General features: G+C 41.8%; 19 protein-coding genes. 1 reads left to right on the top strand and 18 read right to left on the bottom strand.

Going from position 1 to position 21781, the window contains the following annotated elements; translation table 11 throughout:
* Positions 1–96: 96 nt before the first annotated feature.
* From C4S54_RS08815 to C4S54_RS16305, 16 genes are all read right to left on the bottom strand, one after another.
* Complete coding sequence (locus C4S54_RS08815) at positions 97–882, bottom strand: ABC transporter ATP-binding protein (protein ID WP_103869202.1); 786 nt, start codon at positions 880–882, stop codon at positions 97–99.
* On the bottom strand, positions 875–1768 hold the full coding sequence (locus C4S54_RS08810) for an ABC transporter permease (protein WP_103869201.1): 894 nt from the start codon (positions 1766–1768) through the stop codon (positions 875–877). Before C4S54_RS08810 ends, C4S54_RS08815 begins: the two co-directional genes overlap by 8 nt.
* Before the next feature lie 22 nt (positions 1769–1790).
* Positions 1791–2861 (bottom strand): ABC transporter substrate-binding protein, encoded by a 1071-nt coding sequence (locus C4S54_RS08805; RefSeq protein ID WP_103869200.1) that lies wholly within the window; start codon positions 2859–2861, stop codon positions 1791–1793.
* A 379-nt stretch (positions 2862–3240) separates the two neighbouring features.
* Positions 3241–3444, bottom strand: coding sequence for a hypothetical protein (locus C4S54_RS08800; RefSeq protein ID WP_103869199.1), 204 nt, complete (start codon positions 3442–3444; stop codon positions 3241–3243).
* Between the two features lie 83 nt (positions 3445–3527).
* On the bottom strand, positions 3528–5216 hold the full coding sequence (locus tag C4S54_RS08795) for a PP2C family protein-serine/threonine phosphatase (protein ID WP_103869198.1): 1689 nt from the start codon (positions 5214–5216) through the stop codon (positions 3528–3530).
* Positions 5217–5289: 73 nt separating this feature from the next.
* The gene (locus C4S54_RS08790) at positions 5290–5601 is read right to left on the bottom strand and encodes a hypothetical protein (RefSeq protein ID WP_103869197.1); all 312 of its coding nucleotides are present in this window, start codon (positions 5599–5601) and stop codon (positions 5290–5292) included.
* 42 nt (positions 5602–5643) lie between these two features.
* Complete coding sequence (locus C4S54_RS08785) at positions 5644–5955, bottom strand: hypothetical protein (protein WP_103869196.1); 312 nt, start codon at positions 5953–5955, stop codon at positions 5644–5646.
* A 111-nt stretch (positions 5956–6066) separates the two neighbouring features.
* Complete coding sequence (locus C4S54_RS08780; RefSeq protein ID WP_103869195.1) at positions 6067–8268, bottom strand: NHLP bacteriocin export ABC transporter permease/ATPase subunit; 2202 nt, start codon at positions 8266–8268, stop codon at positions 6067–6069.
* Between the two features lie 6 nt (positions 8269–8274).
* Entirely contained in the window at positions 8275–10452 is a 2178-nt protein-coding gene (locus tag C4S54_RS08775) for an NHLP family bacteriocin export ABC transporter peptidase/permease/ATPase subunit (RefSeq protein ID WP_103869194.1), read from the bottom strand.
* Positions 10453–10468: 16 nt separating this feature from the next.
* The gene (locus C4S54_RS08770) at positions 10469–10903 is read right to left on the bottom strand and encodes a hypothetical protein (protein WP_103869193.1); all 435 of its coding nucleotides are present in this window, start codon (positions 10901–10903) and stop codon (positions 10469–10471) included.
* Between the two features lie 32 nt (positions 10904–10935).
* Positions 10936–11271, bottom strand: a complete 336-nt coding sequence (locus tag C4S54_RS08765; protein ID WP_146059976.1) for an STAS domain-containing protein — start codon at positions 11269–11271, stop codon at positions 10936–10938.
* Between the two features lie 12 nt (positions 11272–11283).
* Positions 11284–12300, bottom strand: coding sequence for an HD-GYP domain-containing protein (locus C4S54_RS08760; protein WP_103869191.1), 1017 nt, complete (start codon positions 12298–12300; stop codon positions 11284–11286).
* 25 nt (positions 12301–12325) lie between these two features.
* Entirely contained in the window at positions 12326–13639 is a 1314-nt protein-coding gene (locus C4S54_RS08755) for an ABC transporter substrate-binding protein (RefSeq protein WP_103869190.1), read from the bottom strand.
* 40 nt (positions 13640–13679) lie between these two features.
* Positions 13680–16493 carry an ATP-binding protein gene (locus C4S54_RS08750; RefSeq protein WP_103869189.1) on the bottom strand — a complete coding sequence of 938 codons (2814 nt, stop codon included), beginning with the start codon at positions 16491–16493 and terminating at the stop codon, positions 13680–13682.
* Between the two features lie 769 nt (positions 16494–17262).
* Entirely contained in the window at positions 17263–17844 is a 582-nt protein-coding gene (locus C4S54_RS08745; protein WP_103869188.1) for an ABC transporter ATP-binding protein, read from the bottom strand.
* Complete coding sequence (locus C4S54_RS16305) at positions 17841–17963, bottom strand: hypothetical protein (protein ID WP_278308908.1); 123 nt, start codon at positions 17961–17963, stop codon at positions 17841–17843. The genes C4S54_RS08745 and C4S54_RS16305 overlap by 4 nt, the downstream gene beginning before the upstream one ends.
* A gap of 242 nt (positions 17964–18205) precedes the next feature.
* Here C4S54_RS16305 and C4S54_RS08740 point away from each other — a divergent pair, with 242 nt between their 5' ends.
* Positions 18206–19087, top strand: coding sequence for a hypothetical protein (locus tag C4S54_RS08740; protein WP_103869187.1), 882 nt, complete (start codon positions 18206–18208; stop codon positions 19085–19087).
* Positions 19088–19724: 637 nt separating this feature from the next.
* Here the strand turns inward: C4S54_RS08740 and C4S54_RS08735 are convergent.
* Both C4S54_RS08735 and C4S54_RS08730 read right to left on the bottom strand, forming a co-directional pair.
* Complete coding sequence (locus C4S54_RS08735) at positions 19725–20690, bottom strand: methyl-accepting chemotaxis protein (RefSeq protein ID WP_160110733.1); 966 nt, start codon at positions 20688–20690, stop codon at positions 19725–19727.
* A gap of 11 nt (positions 20691–20701) precedes the next feature.
* Complete coding sequence (locus tag C4S54_RS08730; protein ID WP_103869185.1) at positions 20702–21757, bottom strand: FIST signal transduction protein; 1056 nt, start codon at positions 21755–21757, stop codon at positions 20702–20704.
* Positions 21758–21781: the final 24 nt, after the last annotated feature.

The following is a 21781-nucleotide window of genomic DNA, read 5'->3' as shown; positions in this document are numbered from 1 at the left end:
TGCATTTAATTTTATATAAACGCAGCGTTCTCGATTATATCACGTTTTCTCATTTATCTCTATGTCTAGGGCTCATAAACACAAAAATAGCATTTCTTATGAAAGAAGCATCCTGTCGTTAGTAAGTTTTTCGCCTGCCTTGTCCTTAAAGAGCTGCAAAAGATCTTCAACGGTAGTTTTAGCTCTTTTCTCGCCCTCAACATCATATATGATCTCGCCATCATTCATCATGATCGTACGATTGCCCAGATCAAGGGCGGACTGCATATTGTGAGTGATCATAAGGCAGGTTATATTGTTCTTTTCTATGACATCTTTAGTCAGAGCAAGAACTTTCTCCGCTGTTGCCGGGTCAAGGGCTGCCGTATGCTCATCCAGTAAAAGAAGCTTTGGAACATTGTAGGTAGCCATCAAAAGTGTCAGCGCCTGCCTCTGTCCACCGGATAAAAGACCTACAGGATGCTTCATCCTGTCTTCCAGTCCCATGCCCAAAAGTGCTAGTCTTTCCCTGAATTCTTTTCTGTCTGCGCTTGTCATATGAGAAAACCAGCCTCTTTTGCCTGATGCCAGGTACAGATTATCCTCTATGCTCATGGAAGGAGCTGACCCCTTCATTGGATCCTGAAAGAGCCTGCCTATGACTGCTGCCCTTTTGTGTTCGGACATTCTGGTGATATCCACGCCGTCCAGCATGATGCTTCCGCTATCTATCTCAAACACGCCGCTTATAGCGTTTAAAAGAGTTGACTTACCTGCGCCATTTGAACCGATGATGCTGATAAAATCTCCCTTTTTCACATCAAGATCAATATTGCCAAGGGCTTTTTTCTCATTGACTGTGCCTTTGCCAAAGGTCTTGTTTACAGCTTGAAGTTTAAGCATTGGCCCCTCCTTTCTTCCTCATCTTTCCAAGGAAATAAGGTCCGCTTATTGCCAGAATGACAATTACGGAAGAAACAAGTTTTAGCATAAAGGCAGGCATATTGAGCCTGAGCGCCATGGTGTAGACAAGTCTGAAGAATATGGCTCCGATCACAGCTCCTATTACTCCATGACCTACTCCCTTATTTCTAAAAAAGAGCCTGCCAATAAGAAGGGATGCAAGAGCAATTGTCAGCATTCCGGTTCCTATGTCAATGTTGGCGGATTTGTTATATTGAGCCAAAAGACATCCTGAAAGAGCTGTAAGCGCATTGGACAAACAAAGCCCTGTAATAGTGATAGCAACAGTATTGATTGATGAAGATCTGACCATATCCGGATTGTCTCCCGTTGCCCTTATGGCAAGTCCAAGTCTTGTCCTTAAGAATGTAATGATACAGATCATAACCAGCATAACTATAAGGGTTATCACTATAAGTTTGGAATAAGGATCCGCAGCACTGCCATCCAACAGGTCTGAAGCAAATGAAAAAATGCTTCCTGAACTGTTAAGATTAAGCAGCGAAGACTTTCCCATTACAGCAATATTAACGGAATACAAAGCTGTGTTGACAGTAATACCCGCAAGAAGGCTGTCAACGCCCATTTTAGTCTGTAAAAGAGCTGTCACAAAGCCGGACAGCATACCTGACAGCATTGCTGCAGGAAGCGCAAGAAAAGGATGGCCTGCCAGTGTAACCACTGCTCCTACTGCAGCACCCATGGTGAATGCTCCGTCTGTTGACAGATCACATACATTCAACATGGTATAACTCATATACAAAGCAAGTACTGTAAGAGAGCTGATAAGTCCCAGCTCAACAGCAGTTTGAATAAGGGATATCATTTCTTTTAACCTCTATAAATAATTATTCAAAACTCTCTGCGGTCTTGATGGTCTGGATTGATGAAGCATAGGCTCCAAAAGCTTTTTCTGCGCTCTCCATGTCCATGCCAAGAGCCTCCATCATTTCTTCATTGAGCGTTACGATACCATTGTCAAAAGTCTTAACTGCAACGCTGCCCGGATCCTTTGCATTTAGCAGAATGTCAGCTGCCATATCAGCAGTCTCTTTTCCAAGGTCTGCATAGTTAACACCAAATCCAAGGAAAGCTCCGTTAAGTGCAAAAGAGTCAGCTCCGCAGTAGTGAGGGATACCTGCTTCGCGGAAGAGCTCATAGATTGAAAGCTCAGCTGTCATAATAGTATTGTCTGTTGGTGTGAAAATCGCTTCTACTCCGGCAGAAACCAGTGCATTGGCTGCAAGAGTAACCTCTTCTACATTGGTTCCTGTCTGCTCAACGACTTCGATATTATGTGCTTCAAGAAATTCTTTTGCATCTTTGATGGCTGTTGTGGATGCATCCTGACCTGCATCATATAAAAGACCAACCTTTGAAATATCAGGATCTGCTGCCAGGATCATGTTCATGATTGCCTCTGTATTGAGCATATCTGATGTACCTGTAACATTTGCTCCGGGAGCATCCATAGAAGCTACAAGTCCTGTTGAAATAGGATCAGATACAGCAGAAAATACAACAGGTGTATCCTGACCATCAGTTGCTCCCTGCATTGCCATAGCAACAGGTGTAGCTACACCTATCATCAGGTCTACATTATCAGCCTGGAAATTAGCTACGATCTGATTAAGTACATTGGCATCTGCATTACAGTTGTCATATTTGATATTAAATGTGACGCCTTCCTTCTCTGCTATGGCACTTAGCTCACTCTGAATATTATCTACGATCTGATTAAGAGAAGCATCATCAACATAATTGCATATGCCGATCTTGTACTCTTTAGCTCCTGTACCTGCCTGTTCACTAGTTCCTGTGGTGCCAGCGCCGGAAGAGCCGCACCCTGCTGCTACAAGGCCGATAGCTGCGGCCATTCCAATTGACATTAGTTTCTTTGTGATCTGTGCTTTTTTCATATCTTTTCTCCTTTGGGTTTTTGTTTCGGAGCAGATTTCTTAAAGCAAAAAAAAATCTGCCCCCTGCATTGTTAAAATGCCGGGACAGATAATATAATCATCTGCGGTGCCACCCTGCTTGACGTCATAGACGCCCTCTTAACGCATACATACATATGCTGACCTTTTATAACGGGGAGTCCTGCCCCGTCGCCCATACTAAGGTGTAACCCTTTTCTGTTTGCCCTTGGAAGTCCATTCGCCGTCATGCTGCATATCGCACTCTCACCATCTGCGACTAGCTGTGATGCTCACATATCGGTTACTTACTCTCCCGCAACGGTTTATTAAGTTAAAGTATAAAAGCCTTAAATTTTTTTGTCAATAGATTTATCCCTCTTCAGGGTTTCATCCTGCCTTTTTGCTTTTTGGAATGGTCATGGGGACCTGAATTATTCTTAAAAGGCGTATAAGCATCAGGAGCAGAAATTGAATCGTAATCAAAACCAGATTCCCCTATCGGCTCAAAAATTGCATTTCCGCCGGAAACTGTTCCGAGTTCATCAAGACTAAGTTTTTCTTTTTTTATACTATCTTTACTCATGGCTAACGCTCCTTTTTTACCTGATCGTCGTTTCACATATTGATACGAAAAAAGAACCACCGTGGCAATTTTTAATTCTCTACTTAATTTCCTTTAAACCTAAGACACAGCATGGTCGTATCATCAAACTGCTTTGAATCTTTAACAAATTCCGCAATGCCCTCCTTCACATTTGCAATTACTTCTTTAGGATCAGCATCCGGAATACTGTTCAATATCTCAATCATCTTATCTACGCCCAAAAGTTCATTATTCTCGTTATTTGCCTCAGGTACTCCATCCGTATAAAGAAAAAGCGCATCGCCTGGGCTAAGCATAAACTCTCCCGATCTGAATTCCACTTTCAATCTTGCAGCAAGAGGCAGACAGTGCACATCCTTGAGGATTTCAAAGGATTCACCTGCTCTCCTGACAGCGGGATATTCATGACCTGCGTTGACATAAACAACTCTGCCGCTTTGAAGGTCAAGAATTCCAAGCCATGCCGTAACAAACATATGGGCACGGTTCACTTCCATCAGTTTTCTATTCACGATTGCAAAAATCTGAGCAGGATCCTGAACTCCCTGCTCAGCCTGGCTTCGTATCAGTGTCTTTGTGATAACCATAAAAAGAGCTGCAGAAACGCCCTTGTCTGAAACATCAGCGATTACCATGGCCAGATGAGTATCATCCACCATAAAAAAGTCATACAGATCTCCGCCGACCTCCAATGCAGGCTCCATTGACGCAAAAAGCTCATACTCAGAGCTATCCGGGAATTTATCAGGGAGCATACCCATCTGTATTCTGGTGGCAATTGCCAGCTCTGCTTCTATCCTCTCCTGCTGCGCAGTAATGTCTCTGAGCCTTACAATGGAATCCTTTATATCAGATTCCATCTCGATCATGTTCTTCCAAAGATCCTCAATCTCGTCAGCTGTTTCAATTGCAAGAGGCTCGTATACAGAGGGAGTCTCCATATCCAAATTCACTTTGTCCATCTGCGTATAGTTCCGCGCAGCACAGGCCATTGAAACCAAATACCTGATAATATGATTCTTTAGCATCTTAGCAAATACAAATGCCAAAAGAACTACCAGCAGAACCGCGACAATCACAAGGATCACAAGAAAACGAAGTATCGACTTAAGAAAGTCATTCAGATCAATATCTGCCACGGCATATCCCAGCATATCACCATTTTGTCCGTAAACAGGTAAGACTTCTGAACCAATCCACCCATACTCACTGTCATGGGTAATTGCAAGGCGCCATGATGAATCAACTATTTTTTCCGTATCTTCAATATCCGCATCTGTCCACTGCCCGGGAAGGTAAGCCCACTCCGCTTCATCACCGTCAACAACATACACTACGCGGTTATTTTCCCTATCCGGAAACATTAAAAACACATTGCGCTGCTCCATCTTTTCACGAAATATCACAAGGATATCTCTGGCAGCCAAAAAATCATCATCCACCAGAGGTCTGAATGCATTATAAAACTCATCTGACATCTGATCACTTCTGATTTCCTCCGGAAGATTGTCATATATTTCTCTGGTTTCCTGATAGATTTTTTCTATATAGGCACTGTCCTGAAGCGCCAACATACTCTCAAGCTGATGACGGGACTCGACTTTATATTGCCGCAGGAACAAGTAAATATGCAGTAAAAGACCCGTAGCAGTCCCTGCAAGTATAAGGACAAGTGCGCCAATCATGATTGCCCTGAACGTCTTGACCTGTAACGAAACATATCTTTTTTTTCTCTTTTTTGCGCGATTCATTTCGTTCTCCACAAAACATTCCACCACGGCAGCATAGAGCCATATCCTGTCCCTGATTGCCGATGTTTATGGATTACCAATTCCAGAATTTTGTGAAACCACATGCATTACATTTCATTTCTACATCAGGCCATAAATCTCCAAAAATCTTTCCGGGTCTGGTTTTACCAGTCTTTTGCATGGTTCCTTTTTTACATTTACGGCAAGTATATTTGGCATCTCTTGCTTTTTCTCCGTTTTGAGGCGTTCCGCCGCCACTCAATGCTTCCATTTGCTCATCTGACAGCTCAATTTCATTCTCACTGATAAATGCCATTTTTTCTTCATAGCTTTCGCATTTTTTGGCCTTTTCTAAAAGTTCAGGTGTAAGTTCATTTAATTTCATTTTTATGTCCTCCTGATATTTATAGAAAATGATTGTTTAATTTCAAATCCATTTAATAAATCCGCAACTGTTGCATTTCCACTCTTCATCCGGCCAAAAATCACCAAAGATTTTTCCAGGTTTGGTTCTTCCAGTCTTAACCATTTGTCCTTCTTTGCATTCGCGGCAAGTCATAATTTTTCCTTTAACTAATCCTCTTTCTATTGCTTTTCCACCGCCACCACTCAATGCTTCCATCTGCTCATCTGAAAGTTCAATTTCATTTTCACTGATAAATGCCATTCTTTCTTCGTAGCTTTCGCATTTTTTTGCCTTTTCTAATAGTTCAGGTGTAAGTTCATCAATTCTCATCATTAAATCCTCCTAAAAAAGATTTCAAAGCCATGAAATATAGTAATTCATGCAGATATTTTACAGTATGAATGTAAAAACCCTCTAATATGTTTCTAAACACAATATTAAGAATTAGCTACATTCGGTGCTTACATCTACGCGCTGCCTCTTTATCAGTTCTGCAAAAAAGCCATTCTTTTCAATAAGCTGGTCGTAACTGCCCTCTTCGACAATTTTTCCTTTATCAAGTACCAGTATCCTGTCGCAGTTTCTGATTGTTGACAGCCTGTGAGCAATAACTATCCTTGTGCACCTAAGGCTATCTAGAGCCTTAGAGACCTTCTTCTGAGTTAAATTATCAAGGGCTGAGGTAGCTTCATCAAAAATGAGAATCTTAGGCTTTGGAGCAATGGCGCGGGCTATCATTATGCGCTGCCTTTGGCCTCCCGATATGCCGCCTTGCCCTTCACTAACAAGCGTCTGCATTCCCATAGGCATGTCCCGTATATCGTCTGCAATTCCCGCAAGCTCGGCGGCTTCCCACGCATCATCAAGTGTAAGCTGTGGCGCCGAGATAACTATATTTTCATAAATATCTCCCTGGAACAGCTCCCCATTTTGCATCACGGAACCAATTTTTCTTCTAAGAGATCTAAGATCAATGCTATTGATATCTTTTCCATCATAGTAGACAGCGCCCTTTGAAGGCTTTTCAAATCCCAACAGTATCCTCATAAGTGTGGATTTTCCGCAACCGGTCTTTCCAACCAGTCCTACGTATTCTCCGGGTTTTATCCTAAGTGAAAGATCATCTATAACATATGGCATCTGGTCATTATAACGAAAAGAAACATTGTTCAGTTCGATGCCTCCAGAAATCTTTGTAAGTACCTCCTTATCCTCCATAACTTCCGGCCCGGCCTTAAGAATAGGATCCGCTATTTCAAGGACAGGCGGTATCTGAGCAATTGAAATAGCGATACCGCTAAGTGCAGAAAAAGCGCCCATGACCATTCCATAGGAAATGGAAAAAGCATAATATCCCGATACTCCAATACCACTTTTTACCGCAAGAAAATACAGGATTATTGTTCCAAACAAAGAAATGGCTGTTGTGATTACTGTATTGAGTTTTATGAAAAGAGGTGGACTATACTGAAATTCTGCCTCTTTGGCATAAATTCCTGCCCACTTTGCAAAAACTCTTTTCTCTGCCCCTGCAAGCTTTATCTTCTGGATTCCCGAAACAATCGCATACTTTAAACCAGACTCTCTTACACTTAGCTGCATCTGATTACTCGAAAGCTGCATCTGCATAAGCGAGGTGATAAGACCAACAACTACTGTCACAAGAATGATCAAAACAGCTGGTCCTGCAAGCTCCGGAGCGAAATTTGCAATCTGAAAGATATAAAGCAGCGAAAAGATACTCGTTATACCAATTGAAAGAACATCCCCGATCAGCATGTCACAGAGAGAACTGACCGCATCGGCTCTTTCTGCCAGATTGCCTGCCCCATATTTTCTAAAAAAATCCGAGGGCAGAGATATTATTCTCATCATAACCGCCGCTTCGACCTGAAGTGAAGCCTTTCGCCCTATACGCTTTATCACAATTTCTCTGATAGTGCTCACAAGCTGGGATGTAATGGCTGTACATACCATAAGAAGTGCAATGCCAAGTAGAAGCCTTCTACTGCCACTTATAAGTACCGGTCCTGTGAGGAGCTTTGATAGTCTTGGAGCGATCATTCCAAGTAAAGTCACAAACAGGGATGCTATTAGCAAAACTGCATAGTCATTAAATTCGATACAGCTTTTCATATAAAGGAGCAAATCAGGTATCCCGATTTTCCTAAGTGGAAGGGGTCTGTAAAAACAATAGGCCATATCAGAAAGCTCACCGGCATTTTTCGAACTGATCTTGATCTTTTTGCTGCTTTTGTGATCTATAAGATGATAACCACCAAATTCACCAGGAAGGAGCGCTGCCGGTTCATTTCCCTCTTTTGTAAAGGCAATCATCGGGCCGAAAGCATTTTTGTACCATCCGTCCGAAAGCTTCACCTCTCTTTTCATAAAACCGTGAGGTCTGAATGCCCATTCCATCTCCTCTTCCCTGTCATTTATTCCTGCAGGGATTTCAGAGGGCTTGAAGTGATAATATTTCAGGATATCATCTATTGCATTTTTAGTGATAATACGCTCATCGTTTATATCATCAGCAGCCCTGCCGCCCATAACTACAGCAGCAATCTGGACAATGGAATCCTCAAACACTTCCTGATCACTTTGTTTTCTCTGTCTAATCTGTTTATCAAACCAATTAAGCATATTCCCTCACTCACTTGTTACAAGCTCTGTGTAATAACCGCCTAATTTCATTAGTTCTTCATGTGTTCCACGCTCGACCACAACTCCCTTATCCAGTACAACTATCTCGTCACAGTCACGTATGGTTGACAGTCTGTGAGCAATAACTATGCAGGTAATTCCTCTGTCCTTAATTGCACTTACCACATCATATTCAGTTTTGGCATCAAGCGCGCTGGTCGCTTCATCAAGGATTATTACAGAAGGATCCTGCGCAAGGACACGTGCTATCTCAAGTCTCTGTCTCTGACCGCCTGAGAAATCCTTTCCTCCCTCCGTAAGTACATACTGATATCCGCCATCTCTTTGCATGATATCCTCATGGAGCTGGGCATCCCTGGCCGCCAGGACCATTTCGTAGTCCTTTATGGAGTTGTCCCACATTTTTATGTTATTGGCTATTGTATCCTCAAAAAGAATAATATCCTGATCCACAACTGCTAAAGATCCGGTAAATACGCTTCTGTCGATACTTTCAATGGGTTTCCCGGAAAAGAGAATCTCCCCGCTCCAGGGTCTGTAAAGTCCTGAAATAAGCTTGGAAAGTGTAGATTTTCCACATCCGCTGCTGCCTACAAAGGCAACCCTGCTGCCGGGCTCAAGCTTTATTGAAAAGTCTTTTATGATTGGTTCCCTTAGCTTATTGTAACCAAAAGTAACGTTTTTAAGCTCCAGCTCACCAGGAAGCTTACTGTAATCCTCATCCTCAGAAACAGGCTCATCCTTAACAAAAGGATCAAGAGGATAATTCATTACATCCTCTATTCTCTCCATCTCGGTGCGCATCTCCTGCACGGTCTGCCCGGCTGAAATAAGTGTCAGCGCAGGGCTCATGAAGGCTTGTAGGAACCCCTGAAAGGTCATGATCCCGCCGACAGTAAACTCTCCGTTCATGGAAAGCCATATTCCCAAAAGCATTACAACATCACTAGCCAGCATTCCCACAAGCTGCGGGATCATTCCAAGGGATACATTGAGCTCATCATATCTGCACTCCTGTGAATTAACCGATGCCTGAAGTCCTGCCCATTTGGCAAAAAAACTATCCTCAGCGCCGCTGGCCTTTATGGTCTCAGCCATACTCATTCCTGAAACAGTGGCACTTGAAAGCTTGCCTTTGTCCCTCATCTGGACCCTGGTGATGTTAACTCTTTTCTCTGACATAAATCTGGCAATTATCAGATCTATCACTATCGTAGTGATCCCCACAAAGGTAAGCATCACACTGTACCTTAGCATCACCACCAGATAAAATATCATCATTATGGTATTTAGTGCCAAAGGGGCAACCGTGCTCACCAGTGTTCCTGCGATAGTTTCATTGGTAGCCTGCCTTTGGATAATGTCACCCGTCAGCCTCTGTGAAAAGAACTCCATTGGCATCCTCAGTACTTTCCACATATAGGAAGTACTTCCGACCATCGCCATTTTTCCGTTTACCTTAAGTGAACTTGTTGTCCCCACCCACTGGGCAATAAGCTGAAGCAAAGCAAGCCCTGTCATTATTCCCGTAAATGGATAGAGCCACTCCGGGTTCTTGCCTGTGAGAAGTCTGTCTATAAAGACCTTGGACATGACCGGATTTATGATTCCAAAAAGATATGTGATAATGGTCGTAAGCGTAGCAAGTACAACAGCGGCACCTGCGCCCTTTAGTCTTTTTTGTGCAAACTCAAGCGTACTCTTTCTTCTGCCCTCAGGAACGAAGTTTTCTCCGGGCTTTATTTTTATACAGCCTCCCGTAAAAGACTCATCAAATTCCTCCATGGACACCTTGATGGCCCCTCTTGCGGGATCATTGATATATACCGAGCTGCCCTTAAAGCCATCAAGAACAACAAAATGGTTAAAGTCCCAGTGGATAATGCAAGGAAATACACCTTTCTTCTTCAGTGTTTCCGGCTCATAAAAAAATCCCTTTGCTTCAAAGCCATAGTTCCTTGCCGCCAGCATTATATTTTTTCCATTTGAACCATCCCTTGAAACGCCGCAGTCCACGCGAACCTGCTCCAAGGGTATCCATTTATCGTAATATGCCATTACCATGGCCAGTGATGCAGCCCCGCATTCCAAAGTTTCCATTTGCATTATTACCGGAACCTTAGCAACGCCGGCACCAACTGGCTGCTTTATTTTTTTATTCATCCGTCATCTCCGGTATCTAATTGAATAAAAGCTCAAATGGTGTTATCTGCTCAATCACTATCTTTACCATGTACTCACCGTCCGGAATATCCATAGATGCTTCCACCCTGGTCCTTCCAAACTCATCCTGTTCAACTTTAAAAACTTTGGATGTCTTTTCACCTATCATTATGGTCTGCCCTTCCCTTATATACCGGGCATTATCATTTACTATATGAGCTGTGATCTGGCCATCCTCTGCTACAGCTTCACCTGATACATAGGTATTTAAGTTACCCGCAAATGACCACACAATGATTCCAATAAGAATAGCAATGATGGATCCAAGTATCATCCAGTTAGCCGGATTTGTAACCTTTAGATAATCGTTTAGTTCCTCCGGAGATGCGATCCTTGTAAGTGCCTTTTTTCTAAACAATGGACCACCAGCTTTTTTTTCGCTACTACCCATGATTACCTCCGTTTTAGCTCTGCCACCGGTCATCAGATTATCTTAAGCTCATTAGAAAGACCGGTAAGCTCCAAAACATCCATGACACTTCCATGTACGTCTTTAAGTGCCATTCCCTTCTTTTCACTCATTTCAATATCAACAGCATTTATTACACGAAGGCCTGCACTTGAAATATACTCAAGCTTTCCGAAGTCAAAAAGAATCGACTCCGCCTTTTCAATATCCTCGCTGACAGCCTTTTCAAGCTGTGGTGCAGTCAAGGTATCAAGCCTTCCTTCAAGCTCCACGATCAGTTCCTGTCCATCCATTCTTTTTTCAATATTCAGCATCTTTGATCTCTCCTGCCATACATTTATTGAACTCAAAGGCACGCCTTCTTATGTCCCCTCATGAAGTTTGTAATCCACGTCTTCACTTATTATTTCAAGCATAATAGCCGCAAAACGCGGATCAAACTGGGTTCCCAAGCCCTTCTCAAACTCTCCTTTGACCACATCCTGAGGGATAATGCCTCTGTAGCTTCTGTTACTGGTCATTGCATCATAGGCATCAGCAACAGCTATGATCCTGGCCTCTTCCGGAATCTCCTCGCCTGATAGTCCGTCAGGATAACCTTTTCCGTCGTAGCGCTCATGGTGCCACCTGGCTCCTATGGCAAGCTTCGGCATTTCTTCAATATTCTGAAGGATCCTTGCACCCCTTCCGGGATGTGTCTTTATTATTTCAAACTCTTCATCCGTAAGCTTACCCGGTTTATTGATCACCGCGTCAGGCACGCCGATCTTGCCTACATCGTGAAGAAGCCCCATCATGTATATTTCTTCCTGCCTGTCAAAAGAATAACCGGCTCTTTTTGCTATTTCTCTCGCATACTCGGCAACTCGCCCTGAATGGCCCTTAGTATAGGCATCCTTGGCATCAATCGCATCTGCAAGTGTATGTACCACATGGAGTGAGAGCCCTTCTATTTCCTTGGTCTTGCGTTCCACCTCTGCATGGAGATCATTTTGAAATCTGATAAGGTCTAGAAGGTGCCTTACACGAAGGGTTAAAACATCTGCAACAAAGGGCTTTCTGATGAAATCCATTGCCCCAAGTGATAAACCGATAGTCTCCGATTCGCAGTCATCATTAGCAGTAAAAAAGATCACCGGTATCTCTTTTACCCCGTTTTCTCTTTCCCATTTCCTTAAAAGCCTCATGGTCTCAAAGCCGTCAAGTTCCGGCATTTTGATATCCAAAAGAAGCATATCTATCTCATTCTTTTTTACATAGTCCAGTAAAAGTTTGCCACTCTTAAGGCATGTAACCTTAAAACCCGCTTCCGAAAGAACCGTGTTCGCATTTTTCAATATGATCACATCATCATCCACAACAACTACGCGCTCTTCCATTCTATTTCCTTTCCGCAGGCAGCAGTTACTCCCACAAACTGCCGTACCCGCTTATAGCTTCATCTACAGTCATAATGCCATTTGCAACATTATATGCCGCTGCCCTGAACTCCTTGTTAACAGCATCATTTAGACCTGTCTCCTGATAGCTAAAAGTCTTATCCTCAGGGAACCCTTCAAGTGATGAATAGACTTCATCAAAAGAAAAATCGTTTGTCGGTGTGGTAAGTCGCTTAATTGCAGCCATGTTACCAAGCTCTTCTTCTCTCATAAGAAACCTTATAAATTCATTAGTCATATCAAGGTTCTGACTGTTTTTATTTACACTAAAAAACAGGTTTACAGAATCAAGAAAATACCCGCCGTCATCCCCGGTTGGCACTATGAAAAATTTATACTTAAAAGAATTTGCCAAAAAAGCTTCAGACTTGCTCTCGCGCTTTTGCGTACCGGAAACCATATCTCCGCTTCCGAGCATTATGGGAACATCACCCTCGAAAAAGCGCATGATCACTGCATTATAATCATCTTCTATCTGTTCTGAGCAAAGCCCCGGATTCAGATACCCTGCATCCACAAAAGCTTTTATTTTCTCAAGCGCAGGCCTCATCATTTCCCCTGAAGACTTTTCCATAGAGTTGAGGGCTTCGACTGATTCAGGATTTTTAATGACATAATCACAAAAATACGGAAAAGCAAAAGCATAGTACATTCCCGCTACTGTCATGCCATTTGCTCCCATAATAGGAACTTCATAGCCTGCTGCCTTGAGCTTGTCACAAACATCAACAAGTTCATTGTAATTCTTGGGAACTTCAAGCCCGTTCATCTCAAAAAGGTCCATATTCACAAGCATTCCATAGGTCCTTGTAAAAATAGGGAGCATGACTACATCTCCATTTTCCAGTGTCCAGCAGGTGCCTTTTCTGAGACAATCCAGATTGATATTAAGCGACGGATCCGAAAGCACCTCCGCATTTTCAAAAACAGGAGCCATTTTATCATCTTCCAGCATCCATGTTGCCGTTACATATATATCAGGAGCCTCATCGCTCATAATCGCGCTTGTGATCGTGTTATTATAATCATCAAGATTTACGTAATTGAGACTGACATTCGGATAATACTCATAAAAGCGTTCAAACTCGCTCTCAAGGGATTCAAAATTTGAATAGTTTCCAGCCACCTTTATCTGGCATGATGTTTCAGAAGACAAGGCAGGTTTAAACTCAGTACTTTCTTCCGCTTTTTGTCCGCAGGCAGTAAAGCAAAACGCCATTGCTACAGCCGATGTTAATCCCAGCATCCTTTTTGCCATTCTCACTGTTTTAATCTTCATGCTGACTCCTTTCCGTATCCAAAAGAATTTCTCTTTTGCTTTAGCCTGATATGATTTCAGGTATCAGATCATAATCAAAATTGTCGACAGCCTTTTTTATGGTTTCAAATTTTGCAGCTTCGCTCTCCGGAAATCTATACTTTTCAAGGGATTTCACAGTTTCTGCCACGCCGTCAAAATCAAAAGCTTCACATAGCTCAGCAATAGTTTCATAGGTCTTTTTCATATCCTGTTCTGAAATCAGAGGCACATCACTCCCCGCCTCTTCTCCATCTGTACTTCCCAAAAGCTCCATCTCTGTAAGCAGCTTCCGATACATTGTCAAAAGATTTCCTATCTCTGTTTCAAGGAGCCTTACATTCCCTTTTTCTCCTGCCTTTTCAAGGCGGGCAGCAAATTCTCCAAGCTCCATCGCACCTATTACACGGGAGGTGCTCTTAAGTGCATGTATTTTTACAGTAGTATTCTTAATATCTTTTTCATTCCAGTACTTTTCAATTTCTTCTGCATTTTTTTGCCCGGAATCATAATAAGTCTTCAGCGTATCCATATAGGATTTCTGGCTTCCGCAGTGAATGATCCCTGCATTTACATCAAGAGATCCGATCTTCCAAACAAAATCCGGGATATAATAGTCTTCCTCATCGCCATCGCCGGATGCAGGAGCAATCTTGTCTTTTGGCAGATATTCAAAAAGCAGCACTTCAAGCCTCTCGGGATCAATGGGCTTTGTAATATAATCGTCAAAGCCTGCGTTTATATACATTTCACGCATTCCTGAAATTGCATTGGCGGTAAGACATATGATCGGCGTCAGGGTATTAGGCGAATCCTGGATTCCTTTCATCTCCGTAAGAGTCTCTATTCCATCCTTATCAGGCATCATATGATCAAGAAAAATAGCATCGTACTTATTTCGTTTATATAATGCTATTCCTTCATTTCCACTTGTTGCCGTATCTATCTGCAATTTAGTACGTTTTAGCAGATTCTTGAAAACTGAAAGATTGACCTCTGTATCATCAACAACCAAAAGTCTTGCATCAGGTGCTGTAAAGCTTTCACGATATCTCTTTCTCTCAGAAACAGCTCGCTTAAAGGTCTCCTCATAATTGCCAATAGGACTCCAGTCTTTTACCCCCTGAACCAGTTCAAAAGAGAAAGTTGAACCCTTACCATATTGGCTTTCAACCTCGATGCTGCTTCCCATCATTCGCAGAAAGCTCTGGGCAATGCTCATGCCAAGGCCGGTTCCTTCTACGTTTCTGTTCTTATTCTCATCAATACGTTCAAAAGCAACAAACAAGCGGTCCATATCTTCGGGTTTTATTCCGATTCCTGTGTCTTTTACACTTATCATGAGTTTTACAGAATCGGGAGCTTCTTCCATCTTTTCAAATCCCGCTTTAAAGGTGATCGAACCCTCTTTCGTGTATTTAACGGCATTTGAAAGAATATTGGTGATGATTTGTTTAATACGTATCTCATCTCCGTGCAATATAACCGGAATATTCCTGTCTACTTCAAGGTCAAAAGAAAGGCCTTTATCCTGTGCTTTTCCCTGAACCATATTCACAAGGTCATTTAGCATGGATACAAAGCTGTAGTCCACATTGATGATATCCATTTTTCCTGCTTCTATCTTTGAAAAATCAAGAATGTCATTGATGATTCCCATGAGAGTCTTACCTGCAGTCCTTATGCTCTCAGAATAGGCAACAATATCATCTTCATGGCTGTCTCTCAGCACCATCTCATTAAGTCCCAGGATTGCATTCATAGGAGTGCGGATATCGTGGGACATAGTGGACAGGAAATGTGATTTTGCCTCATTTGCCTGATTAGCAGCCTCCGCCGCCTCAGCAAGCTTTTTGTTATAGAGCATCAGTATCAGGTAATTGAAGGTAAGGAGGGATAAAAGACCAAGTGTCACCATTCCCAGCAACAGCCAGTCAACAACTGTATTTGCCGCCTTAAGTTCACCTGCTGGTATATAAGCCAAAAGAAACCATGTATTCATTGATTTCAAAGGAGTGTAGGATATTACACATTCCTCTCCTTTTGAGTTAAGCATTGTCATGGTTCCTGTCTCCGAAGTTACCTTGACTGTCATTTCGTTGTAATCTGCAATGTCACCTTCGTTATAGGATTTATAATATTCAAAAAAGTTGGAATTTTTCAGCGATTTACCATGGACCAGATATTCTCCCTCCTTGTTAATGAGAGAAATCTCAACGTTTTCATACTCACCTTTAAGAAATACAAGCTTATCCTCAAGCATACTGACAGGCTCCACGCGCATAAGAATTGCCTCTGAAAGCTGCCCGTCTGACTCATCCAGAACTTTTACGTAATTAAGAAATGCAATTGACTGCACTCCATTCTGGGGATTAGTATACGCTCTTGTTAAGCTGATCTTACCATCTTCTCTACTTATCTCATCAATGTTGTCAAAAATGTTAATATTGCGGTATGAAACCGAATAATCATTTGCATCCTTTGAGCTCGCATGAGTAGATATCCCACTTTGAGTGGTCTTATCAAGAAATATAAGATGTCCATAAATACTCGAAGATATCTTTGCCTTTCTGATAAAAGAAATTGCTTCTTCACCGGTCATTGGCGATCCAGCCTCAGCGGACCGATTAATATAGTTCGCCCAAATATCGCAAAGATGTTGCTCATCCTCCAGGTAATTCGTAATGATCTGTTCCGCAGTGATCGTCATCTTCTCAAAATCCTCAACGACTCTCTCATTGCTTTCCCTCATCTTAGTATTGGCATACTGAACTATGAAGAAAAGTATCAATCCCATTATCAAAAGATCAACAATAATGATCAGCGTTCTCTTCACGCCACTACCTCCACAAAAGCCGCCGTCTCACGTATCCTCACATAATTCAACCGACAATCACTTCTATTTTATTATACCAAACAAACGGTTTATGGTCTATTCACATACCATTATTACGATTCTCAAGCAGCCAAAAGCCCCTCGCAGACTGCCCCGCCCGTGTAGAAGCCATTTGCGTGACGTTTCGAGTTTAGAAGTTTATGGCAACAAATTTTTGCTTTGGGATTCCTTGGATCAGACTCACCGCTGACTACCGGCACTTTTGGACAGTGGGCTCCATTTTTCTCTGTCGCAAGAAAACGCCATTTTTCCTGTGCTCTTGGGCACCTTTGAACCGCGCATGTGGAAGCACATGTTTGAGCAGGGCGTATAGATATGAATAACGTGGTCTTGGCCCGCTAAAGCGGGCACCAAGGCAAAATAAAAGAATCATCTCTCAAACTCATGAGTTTGGAGAGTGATTCTTTTTTTGCCTATGGTGCGTACGCACCGTAGACCACGTTATTCATATTAGCCCTGCGAGTTTTTGCTGTAGCATGCGCATTAAAGAAAAAGGTGCCTGAGCACTTGGAAAAAATTTCATTTTCTTGTCAGAGAAAAATGGAGCCCACTGTACCTAAAAGTGTCTGGTGTCAGCAGCTCAGACATGTGATCCAAAAACGGAATCCAAAAGTAAAAATTTGAATGCTCATAAACTTAACTAAACTCTCTTAGACACGCAAATGGCTTCTACACGGGCGGGGCGGTCTGCGAGAGGCTTTTGGCTGCTTTACTGCAAGGTAATGGTTCTGCCAAAGTCGAGCCCTGAAACGTCTTCTGTGGCTATTACGAGGGAGCCTGAGCCCTGCTTGTCCCTGATGAAGGCAATTGCCTTTTCTTTTTGGGAGGCGTTAAGGCCTTTGATGGGCTCATCCATAACGAGGACATCGCTTGGAATGCAGCAGGCTCTGGCTATGCAGACCATGCGCCTCTCTGCGCTTGAGAGTTTTTTGACAGGAATATCAACCTTGTCTGAAGGAAGGAGTTTTAAAAGTTCTTCTCTTACTGTTTGCTTGAAGACCTTCTTGCTTACCATTGCGCAGTTGGTTACTGCTGAAAAGCTCTCACAAAGCCTGTCTTCCTGAAAGACTACTCCTGCGTTTATATAGGGGTACTTGTAATCTCCAAGAAGTCCCACTTTTCCTGAATCTGGATTTTCAAGTCCTAAAATGAGGCGAAGCAAAGTTGTCTTTCCTGATTCGCTTCCGCCTGTAATTATATAGCTGTGTTCATCCTCTATATTCAGATTAAACTTATCAAGTACTTTCTTTTCACCATAGGATTTCGATACATCTTTTACCTCAATGATCATTTGTCTTTCCTCCTGAACATATTAAAAAACTCAGGAATATAAATGTATCGTATAACCCTGTCCATCGGCATTCTGTAAACCTTCGCCATCTCCAAAAGCTGCTTAAATCTGCTGTCCATAAATCTTCTCCCTGTTCATTGTAGTCCTAAAATAATAAGCTTATTTCTTTAAACCATATTAAATAATACCATTCCTACGCTTATATTAAAAACTCCTTTACATATAACTTGATCTATGATAATTTATCTCTTGCTGATTTTCTTATCAGTAAATGCAATTTCATGCATATTCTATTGGATATTCTTAAGGCATTTCAGCCGGATAATTCCTTTAGCAAAAAACAAACTTTAGGAGGACATTTATGTCAGAAATCGAAAACAAAAACTACCGAGACACAGTATTCAGGATGTTATTTAACAACAAAAAAGAGCTATTATCACTGTATAATGCCTTAAATAAAACATCCTACACCAACGAAGATGACCTTATCATCAATACTATAGGTGACAGCACCTTTATGAAGGTAAAAAATGATGTATCATTTATCTTCAACTCACAGCTCAACATTTTTGAACATCAATCATCGTTATGCCCCAATATGCCTTTAAGGGATTTTTTCTATGTGGCAAAGCTTCTCAAAAAGATCACAACCGAAGAAGACTTATATACCAGTAAACTCATAAAGATTCCTGCGCCAAAATTTTTTGTGTTTTATAATGGTACTTCTCCAATGCAAGACAGGAAAGTATACAAATTATCCGAACAATTTGAGACTATCATAGAAGAGCCTGAACTTGAGCTTATTGTCACTGCACTCAATATAAACAATGGTCACAATAAGGAGCTTATGGAAGCATGTGACACCTTAAAGGAATATTCACTTTTTGTCTCCATTGTGCGACAATATATAAAAGAGATTCCTAAAAATGTTGATGACCGAAACGACGCGGTTGGTAATGCTATAAGTAAAGCAATTGATAAATGCATTGCAGATGGAACTCTATCTATATTCTTAAAAAAGCATAGAGCCAAAGTTCAGGAGGCAAGTATGTGGGACTATAATGAAGAACTCCACCTTAAAAATGTCAAAAAAGAAGGCTATGATGAAGGATACGACACAGGTTATGATAATGCAGCAATTGCTATATTCAACAATCTGATAAACAAAGGTCACTCCAAAGAAGAAGCTATGGAACTCACCGGAGTTACAGAAGACATGCTCCTTAATAATATAAAATCTTAAGAAATCCAAAGAGAGAGCAACCGCCGGACAAGAGCCATTTGCGTGTCTAAGAGAGTTTAGTTAAGTTCATGAGCATTCAAATTTTTACTTTGGGATTCCGTTTTTGGATCACATGTCTGAGCCGCTGACACCAGACACTTTTAGGTACAGTGGGCTCCATTTTTCTCTGACAAGAAAACGAAACTTTTTCCAAGTGCTCAGGCACCTTTTTCTTTAATGCGCATGTTACAGCAAAAACTCGCAGGGCTAATATGAATAACGTGGTCTACGGTGCGTACGCACCATAGGCAATAAAAAAAGAATCACTCTCCAAACTCATGAGTTTGAGAGATGATTCTTTTATTTTGCCTTGTTGCCCGCTTTAGCGGGCCAAGACCACGTTATTCATATCTATACGCCCTGCTCAAACATGTGCTTCCACATGCGCGGTTCAAAGGTGCCCAAGAGCACAGGAAAAATGGCGTTTTCTTGCGACAGAGAAAAATGGAGCCCACTGTCCAAAAGCGCCGGTAGTCAGCGGTGAGTTTGATCCAAGGAATCCCAAAGTAAAAATTTGTTGCCATGAACTTCTAAACTCGAAATGTCACGCAAATGGCTCTTGGCCTGGCGACTGCTCCGACTTAGAAGTTCTTACTACTTATTTGGACTTTACGATAGGTTCGATCTGGGAAACCAGGTTATCGATGTGCTCAAATACGCTACTCTTTGTAGTTCCAAGCTGATTAACTCTTTCAAGCTGGTTTACGAGGGCATCGTACTTTCTGTTGATGTCATCGATATTTGATCCGATGAGATGAAGCTCATCTGCAGCTACATCAGTGGTATCTGCAATCTCCTGCTGAACGGCATTGGCTCCGTCGGTACTCTCGATGATCTCATCGAAAGTCTCTTTTGTCTCTTCCACGCCCTGAAGTGACTTGTCCATTGCTGCAATGGAATTTTCCATAAGAACAGATAACTTCTCACTCTCAGTATTTGCATTGTCAATAGAAGCATTTACCTGATCAATCATTACCTTGATCTCATCTGCAAGCTCTCTTACTTCTGTAGCAACTACAGCAAATCCTTTTCCTGCAGCACCTGCTCTTGCAGCCTCAATTGAAGCATTAAGAGCAAGAAGGTTTGTCTGAGATGCAATGCTGATGATCTTTTTCATATAATCAGAAATCTGATTAACCGATTCCTTGAAGTTTTCAAAGCCCTGCGCCATCTCATCGAAGCTGGCTCTTACTTCATTGGAATTGTCTTTAAGCTCTCCAACCTTATCCTGTGCGTTATGAACACTGTTTAAGATATTCTGCTTAACATCTTCAAACTTAGAAGCGCTCTGATTAACCTCAGCAAACTTCTCGTTAAAGTTTTCCATCCTGTCTCTTAATTTGGTGTTGCTGTCAATTACATCATCAACAGCTTCTCCCATGTCATGAATCTCAGTAAGAGAATTCACTTCATTCTGAACCAGGTCTTTTTGGAAACTCTTAATGGAATCTGCGATATAAACCAAAGAATCCATCTTTTCTTCCATCGCCTTTTTCTCTTCAGCGTTTTTATTTACATTCTCGTTTACTGTCTCAATTTTCTTTTTACCAAACATTTCAAACATATTTATCTCCCTTATTCGAATACCACACATGTCATGGTCTGATTAACAAACTGCGTGTTATAATGTTCGCCAAATCCTACAAGTCCACATGAGGCTCCAAGGGTTCCTATCTTGTTAAGGTATGTAGAAAGGCCACCTCTCTCCTCAAATACAAGATATCTGAATATGCAATTAACTGAAAAGATAGCTGATACATGATTGAAATCATTCTTGATCTTATTTATGGTAGCCTGAGCTACTTCAGAAGGATCACGCATCTCAAGAATTGTGAGGATATCCGAGTCGTTGATCTGTCTGTACAGAATAAGACCATTTCCTGATACGTCCTTTAATGAAACGATACAAACGTCATCACCGACCATTTTTCCAAAAGGATTTTTGAAGGTCTGGTTTACAACGTCGTTCTCAGGAGCTCCCGTAAGCTCGATATATACCTGCTTTGCAGGGCGTCCGTTTAATTCTCCAAGATAATATTTGCTCTTATCTGTCTTAGATGCGATAAGCTGAGTATTATCTCGTGGAGCGTAAATGTTTTCCTTATATGTTTTTACCTTGCCGCCGTTATTCTTAATTACTGCATATACCATGGCATCTTCATATACTTTGCCATTAACTGATACCTTTCCGGCATCACCTGTAGCTCCCATGACCTGTAGATTATATTTTTCTACAAGAGTTGAAAGAGTTGTAAGAACTGCAGCATCATTGGCAGCGCAGAAATCGATGATTGCTGTGTTGTCTTTTCCGGGTCTTACTGATTCAACGTCAGCGGTAATTCTTTTGATATACCTTGCAGGCGCCTTAGAAACATTTTCAAGAACACCTGTGCAGACTGTAACCCCATCAGTAAATGCTGTGATTGCAACGCCGTTTTCTACAACTGTTGTATCATATCCCATGGCAATACAGCCAATACTTGGCACACCCGGATAGAGTTTCTCAAGTGTCTCAACATTTGCTTCAAACTTATCGGCATTGCTCATCATGATAATAAGCTTAGGCGAAACAAGCCCATGTACTGCTTCTGATACGCTACCTTGAGCGTTTTTTCCATAAAAGGTCTTCATAGAACATCTCCTTTGAAAATATTT

It is taken from the genome of Butyrivibrio sp. Su6, from assembly GCF_900108105.1.
GTDB lineage: Bacteria > Bacillota > Clostridia > Lachnospirales > Lachnospiraceae > Butyrivibrio.
Note: the sequence above shows the minus strand (reverse complement) of the source record. Positions and strands in the feature narration are given on the sequence as shown.